Origin of the sequence: Phyllobacterium ifriqiyense, from assembly GCF_030817885.1 — a bacterium.
Classification (GTDB): Bacteria; Pseudomonadota; Alphaproteobacteria; order Rhizobiales; family Rhizobiaceae; genus Phyllobacterium; species Phyllobacterium ifriqiyense.
This window is the reverse complement of the sequence record NZ_JAUSZT010000002.1, coordinates 877,946-896,189: the sequence shown is the minus strand read 5'-3', so window position 1 is coordinate 896,189 and position 18,244 is coordinate 877,946. Positions and strand designations below refer to the sequence as shown.

Genomic DNA, 18,244 nt, shown 5'->3' with positions numbered 1-18,244 from the left:
AGCAGCACGCCGCGCAGATGCTGGCGAGACTGCTGCAACGACAAAAGTGTTCGTAAGGCGCGGCTAATCGCGGATCTCCGGCCAAATCTGTGGATCACCGGGAAATGAAAAGATGGTCAAACTGATACCATAAACAGCAGGATTAGCACTGAGTGGCTGATAACGTCGAACGCCTTGATCGGAAGCGAACCGCCGACTATTTCATGCAGTTTTACAAGTGCTGCGTTGTTCCAGAGGAACAATTCCTGATTTTACCTAGCCGCAAGTCGCTCCAACAACGCGGCCGGATGCTGGATCCGTTTCGATCGTAACCCGTTCTTGCCTGTAGTCATGGGTGACCATCTGGCCCGGCTCTATCTGCCGCACAAGCTTTGAATTTGACAGACGCATTGCTTCTGCGTCTGTCGGCTTGGGCTTCCCGACCAGTTTCCGGGCGGCATCGGCACTACACAGACCTTGAGCCGGTTGAAGCGATACGGATTTGTCGTTGCACGATGCAAGCGCTGGTAAGAGCCCAATGAGAAGGATGGAGATGGTCCGGTTTGCTCTCGACATGTGATCTGACCTCAATGTATTTATCCAAACTCGATCGCGGGCGGATCCATGCCTCACGAATCCGCTGTCATTGTGGATTTTTGCTTCAGTCTAGCTAACGTTACCATGCCAGCAGCTGTGTGGCCTTTTCAAGATAATCTAGAATGCTCGAGAACGTTTCATCGGCTTGTGCCTGTCACCTCGCTTGCGGATCGACCGGCCATCCATCTCGGTTTCGGTACCGCACTCAGCAGTGCTTGCGTATAGGGATGCCGAGGGGAGGCGAACAAATCCTCCGTATCGTCCTCTTCCACGACCTTTCCTTGCTGCATTACGATCACGCGGTCCGCAAACTCGCGCACGATCGGCAGATCATGGGTGATGAAGAGGTAGGAAAGGCCGAGCCGCTCTTTCAGCTCGCTCAACAGCTCGATCACCTGCATCTGGATGGAGACATCAAGAGCGGATACTGCCTCGTCACAGACGATCAGCTCCGGATCGCTGGCGAGCGCTCTTGCGATAGCAATGCGTTGCCTCTGGCCGCCTGAAAACTGGTGAGGATGACGGTCGGCGTGCTCCGCTTTCAATCCGACAAGCTGCAGCAACTCAACCACCCGATCATTCCAGCGCGAACGCGGCAGGATGTCCGGGGTGGATCACCAGCGGCTCGCAAATAATTGCCCGCACATTCATCCGCGGATTCATCGAGCCGAAGGGATCCTGGAACACCATCTGGACCCGCCTGCGAAAGCCGTTGAGTGCCTTGCCCTCGAGCTGGAATATATCCTCGCCCGCAAACAGCGCCCTGCCCGACGTCGGATCGTTCAGTCGCAAGAGCATGCGCGCGATGCTGGATTTTCCCGACCCGGATTCGCCGACAATTCCAACCGTTTGGCCTCGGCGCAGGACAAAGCTGACATCATCCACCGCCCTGAACTCCCGCTTGGGCATGAAAAGGCCCGAGGTCAGCATATAGTGCTTGCTGAGGTTCTCGACCTGTAAAAGAACGTCGCCCTTGACCGCGGTGGACACGCGCTGCCTTCCGGGGTCCCGTTGTGGCACCGCCGCCATCAGGCGGCGTGTATAGGCGTGGCCCGGACTGGTAAAGACCTCCTCGGCATTGCCGCTTTCCACGACCTTGCCGCCATTCATGACGATAATACGATCCGCCATGGCAGCCGCAACCTCAAGATCATGGGTAATCATAATCATGGCCATGCCGGTTTCGCGCTGAAGATCGCGCAGCAAGTCGAGGATTTGCGCCTGGACGCTAACGTCGAGCGCGGTCGTCGGTTCGTCGGCGATCAGAATATCCGGTTTAAGCGCAATTGCCATGGCAATCATCACGCGCTGGCGCTGACCGCCGGAGAATTGATGCGGGTAATGGTCAATGCGCTTTTCAGGTTCAGGGATGCCAACCCGTTGCATGAGTTGCACGACCTTGTCGCGCACCGATCCGCGCCCATGTTCGCTGTGGCTCTCGAATACTTCTGCGATCTGCCGGCCGACCGTATAGACCGGGTTGAGATAGGCCAGCGGATCCTGAAAGATCATGGCGATGCGCCGGCCGTTCAACGCACGCCGCTCTTCCTCGTCAAGATTGGAAAGATTGATACCGTCAAACACCAGCGAACCGCTGACAATATCGCCGGGGCGGGCAGTCGATCAGCCCCATGGCTGTTCCGGTACTCACGCTCTTGCCCGATCCGCTCTCCCCGAGAATAACCAGCGTTTCACCCGAACAGACATGGAAAGAAACATCGTCGACAGCCCGTACCGGGTCACCCTCGGACAGGAAGTCCACTGTCAGATTTTCGATCCGGAGAATGGGTTTGCCCGTACCGGTCATCGGGGAGCCTTTCGCAGCGATTGCAGACGCCAGCGTTGAAGAGGATCGGCAACAATCCGGGCCCAGCTGGCGAGAATGTTCAGGGAAAGGGTAGTCAGGAGGATTGCAAGGCCTGGCCAGAAGGCGATCCACCATGCCGAGGCCAGATAACCGCGTCCGTTAGCCACCATCGCGCCCCAGGTGAAGTCCGGAGGTTGAATGCCAAGGCCGAGGAAACTCAACGAGGATTCAGCCAGGATCACTGTTGCAAAGTCGATGGCCGCGATCGTGACCAGCGTCGGGAGAACCAGAGGCGCGATATGCCAAAACAGGATGCGCCGGGAGCTTGCGCCCATGGACAAGGCTGCGCTGACAAACATGCGCTCGCGCAGTTCGAGCACTTCTGCCCGCGCGGTTCGTATGAAAATGGGCATGCGCGTGATCGCCAGAACGATAACAAGGTTCATCATGCTGGGGCCGAGCGTATAAAGGACGATCAGCGCAAGCAGCAATGAGGGAAAACTCATAATGACGTCCGCCAGACGCAGTATGGCGTGGCAGTACCAGCGTTCCGAATAACCGGCAACAAGGCCCAGCGCGCCGCCGACAGACATCGAGAAGAACACGGCGGCAGCCGCGATGCCAAGAGTGTTTTGCGAACCGACGATCAAACGCGCCAGGATCGGCCGGCCAAGCGTATCTGCACCGAGAAAATAGATGAATCCGTGATCGAGAGAAAAGGGAGGCAGATTGCGCTGCCTCAGGCCCAGCCTGCTTGCCGCTTCGCCGACAAGCAGGGGTCCGAAGGCCACGCAGGCAATTAGCAAGATCAGGAAGAGCGCTGCGCACAGTGCAAGCTTGTCGCGCCTGAGGTAAATTGCCAGCTGGCGCAGATTTCCAGGCAGTTTCGGCAGCGGCATCGTCACGTCGGCCATATCGAGCTCCTCAGTAGCGAATGCGCGGATCGAGAGCGACGTAGAGAAGGTCGATCGCGATATTGACGATAAAGATGGCAATGGCAGTGACCAGGATTGTCGACTGCACCACAGCAAAATCGCGCTGAATGATCGAGTCGATCATCAGTTTGCCGATGCCGGGCCAGCCGAAAATCGTCTCGACAACCACCGCGCCGTTGATGAGACCGGTGGCAAGATCGCCGGCAACGGTAATGACGGGCAGCAGGGAATTGCGCAATGCGTGTCCAAAGATGATGCGCCGTCGCTTCATCCCCTTGGCGTGAGCCGTTTTGATATAGGGGGCAGCAAGTGCCGAGATCATTGTGCCGCGCACCACCTGGACCAGAAGACCGAACGGGCGAAGCATGAGCACGATGATCGGCATGATCCAGTGCAGGGCCGTACCGGTACCGGAGGTCGGCAGCATACCAAGGCCAACGGAAAAAACGAGAATCCCGACAATCGCGATCCAGAAATCGGGCATGCTGGCGCCGGTGAGCGAAACCAGTCCGGCAACGCGGTCGAACAGGCTTCCGGGGCGCGCCGCGGCCAGCGCACCAACAATAACAGCAAGAACGGTAGAGAGCGTCATGGCAAGAATTGCGAGTTTCAAGGTAGCCGGGAACGCCTCCAGTGCCACCTCTATGGCCGAGCGGTTCTGGCGCAAGGATTGTCCGAAATCCAAAGAAAGGAGGTTGCGCAGATAGTGCAGGAATTGTGTATGGATGGGCTGGTCGAGGCCATTGAGGCGTGCAAACGCCTCGCGCGCTTCAATGCTTGAGTCCAGAGGCAGATAGAGCGCCGACGGGTCACCGGTCAAACGCGTGAGAAAGAAGACAAGCGTCAGGAGCCCAATTACTGAAATGGTGCTGTGATACGCGCGCCTGCCCATATAGCCTAACATCATACGAAGCCTCTGGATTCATCTGGAGTGGGAACGAGCGCGAAAACCGCGCCCGGTCCCGACATCGGAATGGGTCAGTTCCTCAGGCCGATATTGGCGAGCGGTATTTCACTGTTGGTGGTGATGTCCGGCTTCCAGTCCAGCCTTGTTCCCACCCTGGTGTAACCGATCATGTGGAACATCGGGATATCGACAGCCAGGTTGTCGTGAACCTTGGAAAAGATCGCCTTGAACTTTGCTGTCCGGTCTTCACCCGTCGCAGCCATGGCATCTGCCACATCCTTGTCGAGCTCTGGATTGTTCATGGTCGAATAGCTGCCGACCGAGGTATAGAAAATCGGAATCGTGAAAGCAGCGTCGCCCTTGTTGTTGTCGTGCATCATCTGCAGGAGATTGGGGCCGCGCCCTTCCGGGAAGGGTTTTTGCAGATAACGCAACCAGTCATTCACGTCGAGCATTGTCAGTTTCACATTCAGTCCGACATCCTGCCACATCGCCATCATTGCTTCCATGGCTTCTGAGCCGTTCGGATAGATGCCGTTGCGCCCGATCAGCTCGATTTCGGTATCGACCGGAACACCGGCTGCCCTGGCTTCGGCAATCAGCTCGCGGGCCTTTGCTGCATCGAAGGTCCAGGCCGCCAGGGCATCATTGTGACCATTGATACCCTTGACGACCATTTGCGAGGCGCGCTGCGCATCCTTGCCGAAGAGCTGGGACAGGCCTTCCCAGTCGATGGCCAGGTTGAGCGCCTTGCGGATACGAACATCATCAAGTGGGGCGAAGCCTGCATCAATGCGGATCGCCGTGGTCTCCGAGTTCAGATAGGCGAAATCGGTATCCGGATTTGTTGCATCCTGGATCGCGATGGACGGTGTCAGATCGGCCTCGCCGGTCTGAACCATCGCCGCACGGATGGACGATTCGGGACGCCAGACATAGCTTGCTTTGGCAATGGCCGGTTTCTTGCCCCAGTAGCCGTCAAATGACTCCAGTACGACGGTCTGGGACGTAAAGCTGGAGAGCTTGAAAGGACCGGTACCGACGGGGTCGTTTACCGCCTTGTCCGCCGGTGTGTTCGGAGAGACAACCATGATCACGCTGAGCAGGGTCGGCAAGATGGGCTGAGGCGTGTCAGACTTGATTTCAACGGTCAGGTCATCGATTGCGGTGACGGTAAGCCTGGCGTCGCCAAACTTGGCAATGTTGCTGCACGTGACCTTGCCGCCGGTCATCCTTTCGATGGAAAACTTGACGGCCCGGGCGTTGAAGGGGGCGCCGTCCTGAAACGTCACGCCCTCGCGCAGCTTGAATCTCCACGTATTGGGGTCGACCTGCGTCCATTCTGTTGCCAGACTGGCGACCGGCTGACCGCTGGCCGGATCGATGATGGTCAGCGGCTCGACTACGTTACGGCTCAAGATCTGGCCGACATTGGTGATAATGGTGCCGCATGGTTCGAGATTTGCCGGTTGTTCAGGCAGAACGATATTGATCTGAGCGCCATTTTGCGCCGCGGCAGGGCCGGTCCAGCCGGCAATTGCCAGTACTCCTGCGATAATGCGAATAGATGTCCTTTTCATTACATTCCTCCCAGATGAAACGATGACGATATCAGGATCGGGGCACCGTCTCCGGGCGCCGACCGAACTTGCCGGTCAGCCGCCCGCGGCGGCAATCAGTTGGCGCAGTATTTCCCGTTCCTCGCCATCGAGGTCGATCAGCGGCGGGCGTACGGGACCGGGTCCATAGCCGACGAGATCGACGCCGGCCTTGATGATGGAAACCGGGTACCCGGCCTTGCGGTCGCGCAAGGCTGCAAAAGGAAAAAAGAAACTGCGAAGTATCTCTTCCATGACGGCTCTGTCGCCCGCGCGCATCGCGCGATAAAAGCGCTGTGCGAGTTTCGGGACGAAATTGAAAACCGCGGAGGAATAGGTCGTTACGCCGACCCCGTTGAAACCTTCTGCGAAGAGCTCATGGGTCGGCATGCCGCCAATGTAGCAGAGCCGGTCACCCAGCTTGGCCGTAACATGACGCACCAGGTCCACTTTGCCGGTTCCGTCCTTGAACCCGATCAGGTTGGGACAGGCATCTGCCAGGCGCGCCACCGTATCGGCATTGGCCACCGAATTGGCGCGGTTGTATAGAATGACGCCAAGGCCGGTTGCATCGCAGACTGCTTTGACATGCGCAAAGATGCCCTCCTGCGGCGCTTCAGTCAGATAGTGTGGCAGGAGGAGAATCCCGTCTGCGCCTGCGCCTTCGACGATCCTCGCCGTCTCATGGGCAAGTGACATGCCATAGCCGCACCCGGCGATGATCGGAACCTCGCCTGACGCTTGCTTTGCTGCACGCGTGACATGTCCGACCTCGGCCGGTGAAAGCGAGAAAAACTCACCGGTCCCTCCGGCGGCAAACAGGGCAGCAGCTTCAAAACCCGAAAGCCATTCAACGTGCCGTTGGTAACTGTCCAGATTGAGGTGGTAGTCCGATGTGAAGTGTGTGACGGGGAAAGACAAAAGCCCTGAACCGACTCGCGACTTGATTTCTTCAGGCGACACTCTATTCCCTCCCAACAGATGCATTCTGCAGGAAGTCATATGATGACTTTTAAGATGAGTCAACCAGACTCATCTTCTTTTTGTTCATTTTGCCATGGCGTGAGCGAACGATAGCGTTTGATGCCTGTAACGAGATGGCGGCGCATGGCCTCCCGCGCCCGATCCGGATCTCGCGCCATGATTGCCTCGGCGATTTTGCGATGCTCGTCAAGGATAGGTCCGTCCCTGCTGGGCAAAGGATCGACGCCGCCCATAACGGTGCGAAACTTCACGCGCGGGATCATGCGCCGGCCGATGTGCTCCAGAAATGTGCGGAACCGTGCGTTGTTCGTGGCCGCTGCAATCGCCATATGGAACTGGAAGTCGGCTTCATCCGTTGGTCTGCCTTCTGCGACGAGTCCCGCAAAGATGTTGACCTGCGATTGAATCTCGGCCTCCTGCGCCGGAGAACTGCGCACTGCGGCGAGCGCAGCAGCCTCCACCTCGATACCGATACGAAGTTCCAGCTCCTCGATAATGTCGGAAATCTTGCTTGTTTCCTCTGTGAACAGACGCAGGCCCGGATCACTCTGGCGCGGCCCGATCACGAACACGCCCGACCCATGCCGGGATTCCACCAGGCCGTCGGCGCGCAGCGCCGCGATGGCCTCGCGTATCACTGTCCGGCTGAAGCCGAATTTCTCAATCAGCGCCGGCTCGGTCGGCAATTTGTCACCGGGGGCATAGTAGCCGGCCTCGATTTGTCCCCGTATCGCATCGGCGACCTGAAAGGACAAGGAAGGGCGCCCGCCGCTTCGCTTCATGTTCAGCATCTGCCCGCGTATATCCGATTTTACTTCAGTCATCATATGACCTCGACCCGTTCCTTGTGATTTCATCTTATGGGAATGGTCGATGTTGGTACAGGGGCAGCCGGGGAAATATTCAATCTCTGTCGACGCATGCGTTGCACCTCTCATGCTGCATGCTAATGCAAGCCAGTAAACTGGCCGGAGCGACCAACTTCACGGCGTCATTTGCGTCAGCGGCAGTAGGGGTCGTGTCCGGAACCGATCGCTGCAACCGGAGGCATAAACGGCATCGCGAGAAACCTGATCGGAGTGCGCGTGCGATGTCTTTGGTGGGGGCTCCATGCGTCAGCGAATTAAAACGGAGGGGCCAAGGCATAGCCGGAGGCCGTCTTGAGTATCGAGAAGGCCCGGGAACGGGTAGTGGAAGCCGAAAACGAGAAAGCCGGTCTGCCGCCGCCATGTCGCCGGGTTTGCTTGATCAGTCGCACCTTAAACCTGGAATATCCGAACCTTTGTGTGCGCGCGCCATACCCACAATTTTTGTGAAAGAGGTATCAAATCGCAACCTGGAGCGGCTTGATTAACCCGGGGCGCATCGATTATCTTTACTATCAGCACTCGATTTGTTCCCGGCTGGCGCCAAAGATCTGCAATGCCAAAAGGAGACCCTAGGTTTGGACGGACAACTTCAATCGCTCATTGACACGCTCGATGTCGCTATCGACGAACGCATGATTGAAAGCGCAATGAAGAGTTTCACGATTGCGTGCGGGTTCGAGCGTTTCGCCTATCTTCAAACGGCCGGAAATGAAATCAAGACTTTCAATTCCTATCCTGCGGAATGGCAGTCAATTTATTTTACAAATCGATATTCCCGTATCGATCCGGTTGTAACGACAGCCAAGCGGCACATGAAACCCTTTGCATGGTCGGCAGACGCCTGGCCTCGCGGCGATCTGTCGAGGGAAGAAAAACAGTTTCGCTCCGAGGCGCTCATGTTTGATATTCGATCCGGCATTACAATTCCGGTTGAAGGCAGCTACGGTTCCACCCTCATGCTCACCTTCGCTTCCTCTCAGCCGGAATGCGATGCAACCATTATCGGCGACCCGAGGAGGGCAGAACGGGCGGTGCTCTATATCCACCATCGCTGGCGTACAGTGGCGCAGCGCCCCCTCAGCATGCCGAAGCTTCTGCTCTCACCAATGGAACTCGTCTGTCTCAAATGGTCGGCGGAGGGCAAATATATGCCGGACATCGCCGTACTGACAAACAAGCGCCATCGAACGATTCAATATTATCTCGATAATGTGCGCGCAAAACTTGAAGCGACCAATCTCAATCACGCAATCGGGATCGCGAAAGACATGGGTATTCTTGAGCGCTATTGACTTCTTCAGGGCTGTCCTCCGGCACCTTGGGTATATATCCCAACAGATCAAGGAGTTCGGACAAGTGATTTTGTTGAGCAGCAGTTCTTTCCTGACGCGAAAGACATTCTGCAGCAAGTCTTTCGATCTGCTCCGTAGGTACCTGGGGGTCTGCCCTGGCGCTTTCCCATTCTTCATAGACGATCTGATCGGACTCCAACAGGCGCCGATGTTCGCGAATGGCGTCAATGACGCAGAGCTCCAATTCAACCTTGCTCATTGATGTAAGGCTTGTGCGGTCAAAATTGTTACTTGTTTGATTACTGGATTTTGGTTTCACGCGTATCTCGCCAGTTTTGATCTTGATTTGTTTGGCCAGCAACGTTGTACGGAAGCTGGATGAACGGAACCTCTGAATCGTGTACCAAACATATGTAACACTTCAATGCATACAGCGTCACTCATGATCTTCAACAATGATCGCGTCAGAATGATGGAACGTGTGCCGAGTTCGCGCACGTTTCCAGGTCTCTCGTTTTCGTCCATCGGTGTCGATTCCCCATTAGAACTTCGTGCTCAACCATTGAACGAGTTCGCCGTTTGCGAAGACGAGGCCCACGCAGCGGCGGGCGATATCGATTGCAGAGTATACTCTGTAGCTGAATGCACTGCAACGCGCATGACTCCGGATCATGGATATTCGAGAGATCTTTGCGCTCAATCTCAGGACGCTGCGACACGCCAGGGGGCTTTCGCAAGAGGAACTCGCGCACCGTGCAAACATCCATCGCACCTACATCAGTTCCCTGGAAAGATGCGTTTACAGCCCGACCATCGATATGGTGGACGGCATCGCAAAAATCCTTGAGGTGGAAGCATTCGAGCTCCTCGTTTCCAGGCACCGTTCCGCTGCCAGCAAGACAGCCAAATCGGAATTCAATCCATCCTCCGATGTATGATCGCAACGCGTGTAAACTCACCGCTGTTTCAGATAAATTCCGATCATCGTGCTTAATCATGGACCTCGCCTATCAACTTGGAGACCGAGTGTCCGCTGCCCTCTTCTGCCGCGAGCGTACACAGCATGAGAGCGGTCTTGTAGGATTGTTCGAACGCTGACACAGGCAGAAATTCGAAGCGCGAATGGAAATTACAGGCGCCGGTGAAAAAGTTGGGGGTTGGCAAACCACGGGCTGACAGCGCCGCCCCGTCGGTTCCTCCGCGCATCGGTACAAGCTTTTTTTCTATCCCGAGATTTTCGAGTGCGCGAAAGAGCAATTGTGCCGGGCGAGGGTCGGCATGCAGGTGATCAGCGATGTTATGGTAGGTGTCGGCCACCTGGCAATGCACCGTTCCGGTGGGGTGTTGCGATCTCACCAGGTCGGCGACATTCACGATGCGCCGTTTGCGCCGCTCGAATTCTTGCTTGTCAAAATCACGGATCATGACTTTGAGGTGCGCTTCTTGTTCATTGGCGACGATATCCTTGAACCAGTAATAGCCTTCGCGGCCTTGTGTGCATTCAGGTGTTTCGTGACGGTCGAAGTGAGAGATGAAATCGAGAGCCATCAGCAGCGGATTGACGAGAATGCCCTTTGCCGACATTGGATGCGCGGTGACACCGGTAAAGACAATATCGGCTGATGCGGCATTGAAATTCTCGACGACCACTTCGCCGAGCGCGCAGCAATCAATGGTGTAGGCGAAATCGCATCGGAATCGATCAAGATCGAGCGCTCTCGCACCGCGCAATCCGATTTCTTCATCGGGAACAAAGGCGACAAAAATGTCTCCGTGGCGCTTTGACCGCTCCAGCCGTGCCACCAGGGTCATAAGAACCGCGATGGCTGCCTTGTTATCGGCACCAAGGACGCTTGTACCATCGCTGACAATAATGTCCTCATCCTTCCAGGGAAGAATCTCCGGATGTTCGGCGACGCGCAACCAGATGTCTTGTCGGGGGTTGAGACAAAGGTCCGATCCTTCGAAACGCTTGATCTGCGGGCGGATAACCGGAGAAAGACCGACATCAACGGTATCGAGATGGGCGATGAAGCCGACAGGCGGTGCGGCCGGGCAGTTGCCGCGTTTCACCCCTGTGAGGATGGCGTGCTCATCGACGATGACCTCCTCAATACCGAGGTCACGCATCTCACGGGCAAGCAGTCTGGCGAGTTCAAGCTGGCCCGCAGACGATGGCAGATCGGGTGAAGCAGCATTGCTCTGGCTTTCTATCGCTACATACCGGAAGAAGCGGCTGACAAGTTCGTCGCGGATACCTGGTGGTTGCCGGGTCGAAGACATTTTGATCTTTCTTCAGTGGTATCGGAATGATGATTTGCAGCGCATTGGTCTTGAGTATCCGAGGCTCAGACGCGCAGGATGCCAATCCCGTCAGCAAGGTCGATCTCGGCGCCCCTATCTGCCGACTGGCGTTTGAACCGCTGCAGGATTCGTGTCGCGCTTGCCCCCGTCGCAAGGTGAGGAACCAATCGGCCCTCGAGGGAGTGACCGCCAAGGCTGTCTTCTCCGCCGATCACAATGGGATAAAACCGGATGTCGATCAGCGTGTTGTCGTCTCCGTAGGCGCACAGGCCAACAACACTCTCCCAGACCTCGGGTGCATGCCACGCCGACGTTTGCGACCTGACATGGAAGATGAAATTGCCAAGGCTGTAGAAAATCGGGCGCTGGCGATAGATTTCCACCGGTTGCAGCACGGGCGCGCCATGGCTGACGAACATGGCGGCGCCCGCGTCAATACATTGTCTGGCAACGGCGCTGACCCAGTCCGGCACCTGATACCAGTTTGAGGCCCAGTGATGATGGTGCAGATAGGCCATGACAAGGCATCCATCGCTTGCAGCGGCCTTTATTGCCGCAAGGTTGCGGGCCAGATCGTCTTCATCGATTTTGACACTCCTGCCACACCTTGGCGCCCGTTTGAAGATTGCACGGCCAAGTCCGATCTCCTCATGCGGGTCTACAAAGGGTGGATCATCAGGCTGACTGTCATTGGTAAGGTCGATCGCCGTATAGCCGACTTTTTCCCTGACGACCCGCATCTGGTCAAAGGCTTTGTGATCGAGCTCGATGATCTGTGACAGACCAAGCCTGTTGACACCGGGCCTTTCCGGTCGATTTTTGCCGGCATTGGCTGCATACATGAAATCTGGACCTGGTCCGCCATCCATCGCGACGATGGCGACAGATCTTCCCCGGATCGTCGCGCTTCCTGCCCGCGACGCCTCGCTCTGGTTGCGGCCAAGGCCGGCATGGAGAAAGCCGCGCTTCTCCACCTCTTCGAGGGTTGAAAGCACACCGGATGGGCCAAGGTCGAAGGCGTGATTGTTGGAAAGCGAAAGCCCGCCAAAACCGGTTGCCTGCAAAGCATCGAGAACGACGGCGTCGCTGCAGCCAAAGAATGACCCTTTCAAGGGCCAGCCGCCATGGCTTCCAAGGATCGTCCCCTCGAAATTGGTAAATGAAAGATCTGCGTGATGCAGCAGTTGCCGGACCTCATCAAATGCCGGGGTGCCGAGACTGCGAATATCGTGTTTTATAAGCGACTGGCCTGTAACGGCCAATGTGAACCTGTCATTCATGAGTTGCCTTCGTGCAGTGTTGTTTTGATGTCCGCAACGCGGGTGTGGGAAGCGTTCTGTCGATGCTTGTTTCCTTGTCCCTCAACAGGTGAACCGGGCGGGCCGGGCGTCGATGAGGGTGCGTGTGTAGGGATGTGTGGATTGTGAGAAGACGAAGTCGGAGGATCCGGAGTCCACAACCTGCCCGTCCTTGAAGATGTAGACGCAGCTGCACAGCTGCTGCACGACGGCCAGATCATGGGAGATAAAGACCATCGTCATGTGCTGCGCTGTTATGGTGTCCTTCAAAAGCTCGATGATTTCGGCCTGTACGGACACGTCAAGCGCCGAGGTCGGCTCGTCCGCGATGATGATCTGCGGGCGTGCCAAAAGCGCCCGCGCAATACAGATGCGCTGCTTCTGACCGCCCGAGAGCTGATGCGGATAACGGGAAAGCAGACTGCGGGCCAGACCGAGCCGGTCCATCATGGTGGCAGCGGCGGCGGGCTCGTCTTCGGGACCGGCTTTTGCACCGAAGCGAATGGCCTCGCGCAATGTCTCGCCGGCACTCATCCTCGGATTGAGCGACACCGAAGGGTCCTGGAAAATCATCTGAACCCGGCCAAGAAGGCCGTTGCGTCCGCCTCGTTTCGAAACATCGAATGCGTCTTTGCCGATCGTGACCGTCCCTGCCGGCGCCATATCAAGGCCGGCGATGATCCGGCCGATCGTCGTCTTGCCGCTTCCGCTCTCGCCGACAATGCCGGTGATCGCGCCACGCGGCAGCTCAATACTGACATTGCGCAATGCGAAACTTGCCTTGTTGCGGGACAGGCCCCACGCGAACCCTTGGCGAGCGAAGGTTTTGGAAACACCCTTTGCCACGAGAAGCATGGTGTTGTCCGCGCCTACATTGGTGGAAATGGACCTGTTGCCGTTTTCTGGACCGTTGCCGGCAGCCGCCGCGACGCTTCCGGGGCCGGGCAGGTGCGGCGCGCGGCCATGGGTCCCTGCCGGGATGGTCTCCTTGCCCGCCTTGGTGGAAATGGCCAGATTATCATGCCCTTTGCCCTCGCCTGCCTCCGCCGGGACGGTCCCGCTGCCACTCGACTGCGCGCAACCCGCTGCCGCCGAAATCCGCAATCGCGGAACTGCGGCAAGCAGGGAGCGCGTATAGTCATTTGCGGGTGCATCAAGAATGACCGCAGTGCGATCCTGTTCGACCACCCTGCCCTTTCTCATGACGAGGACCCGGTCGGTGATCTCGGACACCACGCCCATGTCATGGGTGACGAGGACGATGGAAATGCCGGTGTCATCGACGAGAGTTCGCAGGAGCTTCAAAATCTGCTTTTGAACTGTGGCATCAAGTGCCGAGGTCGGCTCGTCGGCGATGATGATGTCGGCAGAACCCGCAAGCGCGACAGCGATGACAGCGCGCTGTCTTTGTCCGCCGGAGAATTGATGCGGATAATTGCCGTATCTGCGCTCAGGCTCTGGAATGCCGACGCGGGCCATGAGCTCGATAGCCCGGGTGCGTGCCTGCCTTCTCGAAACAGAAGCGTTGATTGCCAGGATCGTTTCCTGCACCTGTGCGCCGACGCTCATCAAGGGATCGAGCGAGGCAGTGTGGTCCTGGAAGATGGCGGATATCCTGCGGCCCCTGATGGCATCGCCATCTCCTGCCATGGTGTCGCCCTTCCCTTGCATGGCATTGATTGGCTTGCCGTCCAGTTCGATCGATCCCGACACCCGCTGGAACCCGGGAGCAAGCAGACCGAGAATGGCGTTGCCAAGGGTCGACTTTCCGGCACCCGACTCGCCGATGATGCCGACGATTTCGCCGCGCCCGAGTTCGAAACTCACATCCTGCAGGATCGTCACCGGTCCGGGCGCAGAAGAATAGCGCAGATTAAGGTTCTTCACCTGAAGAAGAGGTGCTGTTCGGCTCTCAAATGTCATAGCGGGCGGCTCCTTGGATCAAGACGGCGCCGGACCTCTTCGCCGACAAGGTTGATGCTGGCGATCAGGCCGAACAGCGCGAGACCGGGAAAGAGGCTGGTCCAGTATTGTCCGGTCAAAAGGTACTGGAACCCGGCTGCGACGGCCGAGCCGAGCGAAGGCTTGTCGATTGGAACGCCGAGGCCAAGAAAGGACAAGGTTGCCTCAAGTGCGACTGCATGACCGATCTCGATGGGGATGAGGGTCACAGCCGGTGCAATGCTGTTGGGCAAAAGGTGGCGAAAGATAATCCGGGGCGTCGGCAGCCGCATGAGGCGGGCGGCATCCATGTAGGACTTGTTCGTCTCGCTCAATGCGACGCTGCGCGCCAGTCTGGCATAGGTTGCCCATTGCGCGATGATCAGGGCCAGGATGATCCGGTCGATCCCGGGGCCGAGCGTGACAATGGCGACCAGGGCGACCAGAATGGTCGGAAGGCTGAGCTGAAGATCGACCAGTCGCATGATGGCGATATCGACCCAGCTGCCGAACCAGGCAGCGCTGACGCCGGCGGTCAGTCCGATCAGGGCGGCAATGGCAGCGCTTGTGACCGAAACCACCAGGCTGATGCGCAGGCCATAAATTATGGTGCTGAGGATGTCTCGTCCCAGCCCGTCCGTTCCCAGCAGATAGAGATAGCCGCCGGTGCCGGGCGTGCCCGGAGAAGACGAGGCCTCCCATCCATAGATCTGCAGCGGATCATAGGGGTTTTGCGGCGCGATGACCGGTGCGGCAAGTGCAAGCACGATATAGGCTGCAAGCACGATCATGGGGATGGTCAGGACCTCACGATAGCGGGGCTTTTTCAGGGCCGGAAGGATTTCGGTTTTCATGGGACTTCACCTTTATGAGGACAGGCGCACGCGCGGATCGAGCACGGCGTGAAAGAGATCGACAAAGGCATTGAGGGCGACGAAAATCACCGAAATGAAGGTCAGCGTCGCCATCACCACCGGCCGGTCGAGGAGCTGGATGGAGTCGATCAGGAGCTTGCCGATACCCGGCCACGCGAAAATCGATTCCACCACCACCGCAAAGGCCAGCATGCCGCCGAACTGCAGGCCGATGATCGTCACAATCGGCACGCTGATGTTCGGAAGGGTATGGCGAAGCAGTATCCGCCTTGAGGAAAGGCCCTTGGCGCGGCAGAACCGCGTGAAGTCGAGACTTTCAACTTCAATCGTGCCCGAGCGCGAAAGCCGCGCGATCAGTGCGATATTGGGTATGGCAAGCGCCAAAGCGGGAAGGACAATATGCCAGACCCCGTTGCGGGTGAGGATACTCCATTCCTGTCCGAGCAAACCAAGCGTCGCGCCTCTGCCGCCGGACGGAAACCATCCGGTCAGGACAGCGCCGCCAAGGATCAGCATCATGGCGAGCCAGAAAGACGGGATGCTCAAGGCAAATACACTGGACTTGAGAACAATCCGGTCAAAAGCGGTTCCGCTTTGCCTGCCGGCGAGAAGCCCAAGACCAATGCCGATGGGTGCTGCAACGAGCATTGCGACGCAGGCAAGCTCAAGTGTTGCGGGCAGCTTGCTGATGACAAGTGCCAAGGCCGGCATATGATAGATATACGAGGTTCCGAAATTCCCCCGTACCACATTGCCGATGAACACGCCGTATTGGTGCCAGATCGGTTGATCCAGTCCAAGCGCGATCGTGGCATTGCGGATATCCTCGGGCGTCGCCGTTTCGATGTTGACGATGTTGAAGACCGGGTTGCCGACACTGTGAATGCCAAGGAAGCCGATCAACGACATGGCGAAGAGAAGAAGGATGGCTTGCGACAACCTTGCCAGGGCAGCTGAAATGAGGGCCATGATCGCTTACTCCGTCACGGCAGATGTCTGCATGGCGGTCGTCCAGCCGCGGGGATGCATCGCATAGGAGGCAACCCGCTTGCCGTAACCGACAATATGGTGGAAGTGATAGAGCGGGATGATGGGTTGGTCGGCCATCACCAGATCCGTCGCCTCGGCAAGGGCCTTGTTGCGCGCGGGGCCGTCCGGAGTGCTTTGCGCCTTTGCCAGCATCTGGTCAAAAGCCGGGTTACGATAATGCCCGAAATTCAAGGCACCGCTGCCGGTCTGCGGACCTGGTGAAGCAAGGAGTGCATGAAGGATGACATCGACCGCCTCGCCGGAGGTGCCACCATACCAGAGCCCATAATCGCCGGCGGCACGCTTGGTGTTGAAAACAGAAAAGGGAGAGGCAGCGGGCCGGACGGCCACCCCGATACGGGCCCAGCTTTGGGCGATTGCCTGGATGCTCTCGCCGTCACCCGGATAACGGCCCGCGGGACCTGCCAGAACAACACTGAAACCGTCGGGAAAGCCGGCTTCAGCCAGAAGGGCTTTGGCCTTGTCATAATCTGGAGCTTCGGGCTTCAGATTGGCGGAGGTGCCGGGAAGCCCGTTCGGAAAAACCTGTGCTGCAGCGGTGCCGTAACCGGCAAGAATCTTGTCAACCAGAACACCCCGGTCCGTCGCCATGGCAAGCGCACGCCGCACCAAGGGTTTCCTGAAGGGATTGGGTATCTCAACTCCCGTTTTGCCTGTCACGCCGGGGAGTGTGTTTCTTTCCACATCGAACTGGAGGAAATTAATGCGGGCTGCACCGACGCTCGCAATTCTGGCGCCGCGCTGTTTCAAGGATGCCACATCCCGGGCCGGGATGGCGTCGGCAACATCGACATCGCCGGTGGTCAGGGCAGCAACACGGGCAGCGGGGCTTTCAATAATCCTGAACGTGACTTCTGGCCAGGCAGGCTTGTCGCCCCAGTAGTCATTGTTTCGCTCTAGCTTGAGCATCTCCCCGGAACTCCAGCTTGCGAACCTGTAAGGCCCCGTGCCGACGGGTGCGCCCGTACCGACGGGAGCGCCCGCGCCTGAGGAGGCACCACCGGCATTGAGTTCCTCCGTCGTCTGAAACCCCGGCCCCGGCCGGTGCATAATGAAGATGGAAGAAAATGATAATGGCAGGTTGGGAACACTGCCGTTGGTATCGATGACGACAGTCAGGGGATCGGGCACTGACACCGACTTGATTGCGCTGACATAGGAGCGAAAGCCGCCACTCGGCGATTTTACGAAGTCCCGGATGCGTTCGATCGTGTACACGACATCATCCGCCGTAAACGGCGATCCGTCATGAAAGCGCACATTGTCCCGCAGCTTGAACTGCCACCGCGTTTCGGATGTCGCAGCCCATGAGACGGCAAGGCCAGGCTTCAGGTCAAGATGCTCGTCCTGATAGACGAGCCGCTCATAGATATGGGAGAGCAGCGAGGTATTCTCGTTGAGGTTGGCGTAATGCGGATCAAGCGTCATCAACTTGTACGATGTCGCGATCCGAAGTCCTTCCTGTGCCCGTGCCGCACCGGAAAAACTGATCCACGACAGGATCACAATCAGCAGGGCCGACAAAAGACATAAACGAAACGGGTTTCCTGATTTCATTATAAGTTCCCTCTTTTTTAAGATTCTGAACGCAGTTGGCCCACTGCGGCGGAAGGACTTCCACCACATGTCGGCGCGATACCGGGCCGTTGCTTTGCTGTTTTTGAAGAGTATTCTCTGTAGATGAATACGCTTCAGTACGGAATCACTCCCTTTGTGAAGACGGACAATGCGTTATTCGGAAACTGAAGAAGGCGCCCGCATTGACCGGGTTGAAAGGGCTATGACGATGAAGAAACCCATACGTTTTG

Annotated in this window: 15 protein-coding genes and 1 pseudogene; 2 read left to right on the top strand and 14 right to left on the bottom strand. The window is 57.5% G+C overall.

Annotated elements, in window-relative coordinates; translation table 11 throughout:
* Positions 1-255 precede the first annotated feature (255 nt).
* From QFZ34_RS05880 to QFZ34_RS05850, 7 genes and pseudogenes are all read right to left on the bottom strand, one after another.
* The gene (locus QFZ34_RS05880; protein ID WP_307278102.1) at positions 256-555 is read right to left on the bottom strand and encodes an I78 family peptidase inhibitor; all 300 of its coding nucleotides are present in this window, start codon (positions 553-555) and stop codon (positions 256-258) included.
* Positions 556-713: 158 nt separating this feature from the next.
* A pseudogene (locus QFZ34_RS05875) lies at positions 714-2,383 on the bottom strand (ABC transporter ATP-binding protein).
* Positions 2,380-3,297: an ABC transporter permease gene (locus tag QFZ34_RS05870; protein ID WP_370878697.1), complete on the bottom strand. Its 918-nt coding sequence runs from the start codon at positions 3,295-3,297 to the stop codon at positions 2,380-2,382. Before QFZ34_RS05870 ends, QFZ34_RS05875 begins: the two are co-directional and overlap by 4 nt.
* Before the next feature lie 10 nt (positions 3,298-3,307).
* Complete coding sequence (locus QFZ34_RS05865) at positions 3,308-4,222, bottom strand: ABC transporter permease (RefSeq protein ID WP_307279003.1); 915 nt, start codon at positions 4,220-4,222, stop codon at positions 3,308-3,310.
* A gap of 74 nt (positions 4,223-4,296) precedes the next feature.
* Positions 4,297-5,805 carry an ABC transporter substrate-binding protein gene (locus QFZ34_RS05860; protein WP_307278100.1) on the bottom strand — a complete coding sequence of 503 codons (1,509 nt, stop codon included), beginning with the start codon at positions 5,803-5,805 and terminating at the stop codon, positions 4,297-4,299.
* A 75-nt stretch (positions 5,806-5,880) separates the two neighbouring features.
* On the bottom strand, positions 5,881-6,786 hold the full coding sequence (gene kdgD / locus QFZ34_RS05855; protein ID WP_307278097.1) for a 5-dehydro-4-deoxyglucarate dehydratase: 906 nt from the start codon (positions 6,784-6,786) through the stop codon (positions 5,881-5,883).
* A 59-nt stretch (positions 6,787-6,845) separates the two neighbouring features.
* Positions 6,846-7,598: a FadR/GntR family transcriptional regulator gene (locus QFZ34_RS05850; protein WP_307279000.1), complete on the bottom strand. Its 753-nt coding sequence runs from the start codon at positions 7,596-7,598 to the stop codon at positions 6,846-6,848.
* Positions 7,599-8,251: 653 nt separating this feature from the next.
* Between QFZ34_RS05850 and QFZ34_RS05845 the strand changes: the two genes are divergently transcribed.
* On the top strand, positions 8,252-8,968 hold the full coding sequence (locus QFZ34_RS05845; protein ID WP_307278095.1) for an autoinducer binding domain-containing protein: 717 nt from the start codon (positions 8,252-8,254) through the stop codon (positions 8,966-8,968).
* Here QFZ34_RS05845 and QFZ34_RS05840 read toward each other — a convergent pair.
* Complete coding sequence (locus QFZ34_RS05840) at positions 8,916-9,287, bottom strand: transcriptional repressor TraM (protein ID WP_307278092.1); 372 nt, start codon at positions 9,285-9,287, stop codon at positions 8,916-8,918. The two genes, QFZ34_RS05845 and QFZ34_RS05840, sit on opposite strands and share 53 nt — an antisense overlap.
* 352 nt (positions 9,288-9,639) lie before the next feature.
* On the opposite strand from QFZ34_RS05840, the gene QFZ34_RS05835 reads away from it, so the two are divergent.
* Complete coding sequence (locus QFZ34_RS05835; protein ID WP_307278090.1) at positions 9,640-9,906, top strand: helix-turn-helix domain-containing protein; 267 nt, start codon at positions 9,640-9,642, stop codon at positions 9,904-9,906.
* Positions 9,907-9,958: 52 nt separating this feature from the next.
* On the opposite strand, the gene pepT is transcribed toward QFZ34_RS05835, so the two are convergent.
* The 6 genes from pepT to QFZ34_RS05805 all read right to left on the bottom strand — a co-directional run bounded on the left by pepT (position 9,959) and on the right by QFZ34_RS05805 (position 17,993).
* Positions 9,959-11,251, bottom strand: coding sequence for a peptidase T (gene pepT / locus QFZ34_RS05830; protein WP_307278087.1), 1,293 nt, complete (start codon positions 11,249-11,251; stop codon positions 9,959-9,961).
* A 65-nt stretch (positions 11,252-11,316) separates the two neighbouring features.
* Positions 11,317-12,552 carry a CapA family protein gene (locus QFZ34_RS05825; protein ID WP_307278084.1) on the bottom strand — a complete coding sequence of 412 codons (1,236 nt, stop codon included), beginning with the start codon at positions 12,550-12,552 and terminating at the stop codon, positions 11,317-11,319.
* Positions 12,553-12,633: 81 nt separating this feature from the next.
* Positions 12,634-14,493 carry a dipeptide ABC transporter ATP-binding protein gene (locus QFZ34_RS05820; RefSeq protein ID WP_307278080.1) on the bottom strand — a complete coding sequence of 620 codons (1,860 nt, stop codon included), beginning with the start codon at positions 14,491-14,493 and terminating at the stop codon, positions 12,634-12,636.
* Positions 14,490-15,365, bottom strand: a complete 876-nt coding sequence (locus QFZ34_RS05815) for an ABC transporter permease (RefSeq protein ID WP_307278076.1) — start codon at positions 15,363-15,365, stop codon at positions 14,490-14,492. Before QFZ34_RS05815 ends, QFZ34_RS05820 begins: the two co-directional genes overlap by 4 nt.
* Before the next feature lie 12 nt (positions 15,366-15,377).
* Entirely contained in the window at positions 15,378-16,355 is a 978-nt protein-coding gene (locus tag QFZ34_RS05810; protein ID WP_307278073.1) for an ABC transporter permease, read from the bottom strand.
* 6 nt (positions 16,356-16,361) lie between these two features.
* Entirely contained in the window at positions 16,362-17,993 is a 1,632-nt protein-coding gene (locus QFZ34_RS05805) for an ABC transporter substrate-binding protein (RefSeq protein ID WP_307278071.1), read from the bottom strand.
* Between the last annotated feature and the right edge of the window lie 251 nt (positions 17,994-18,244).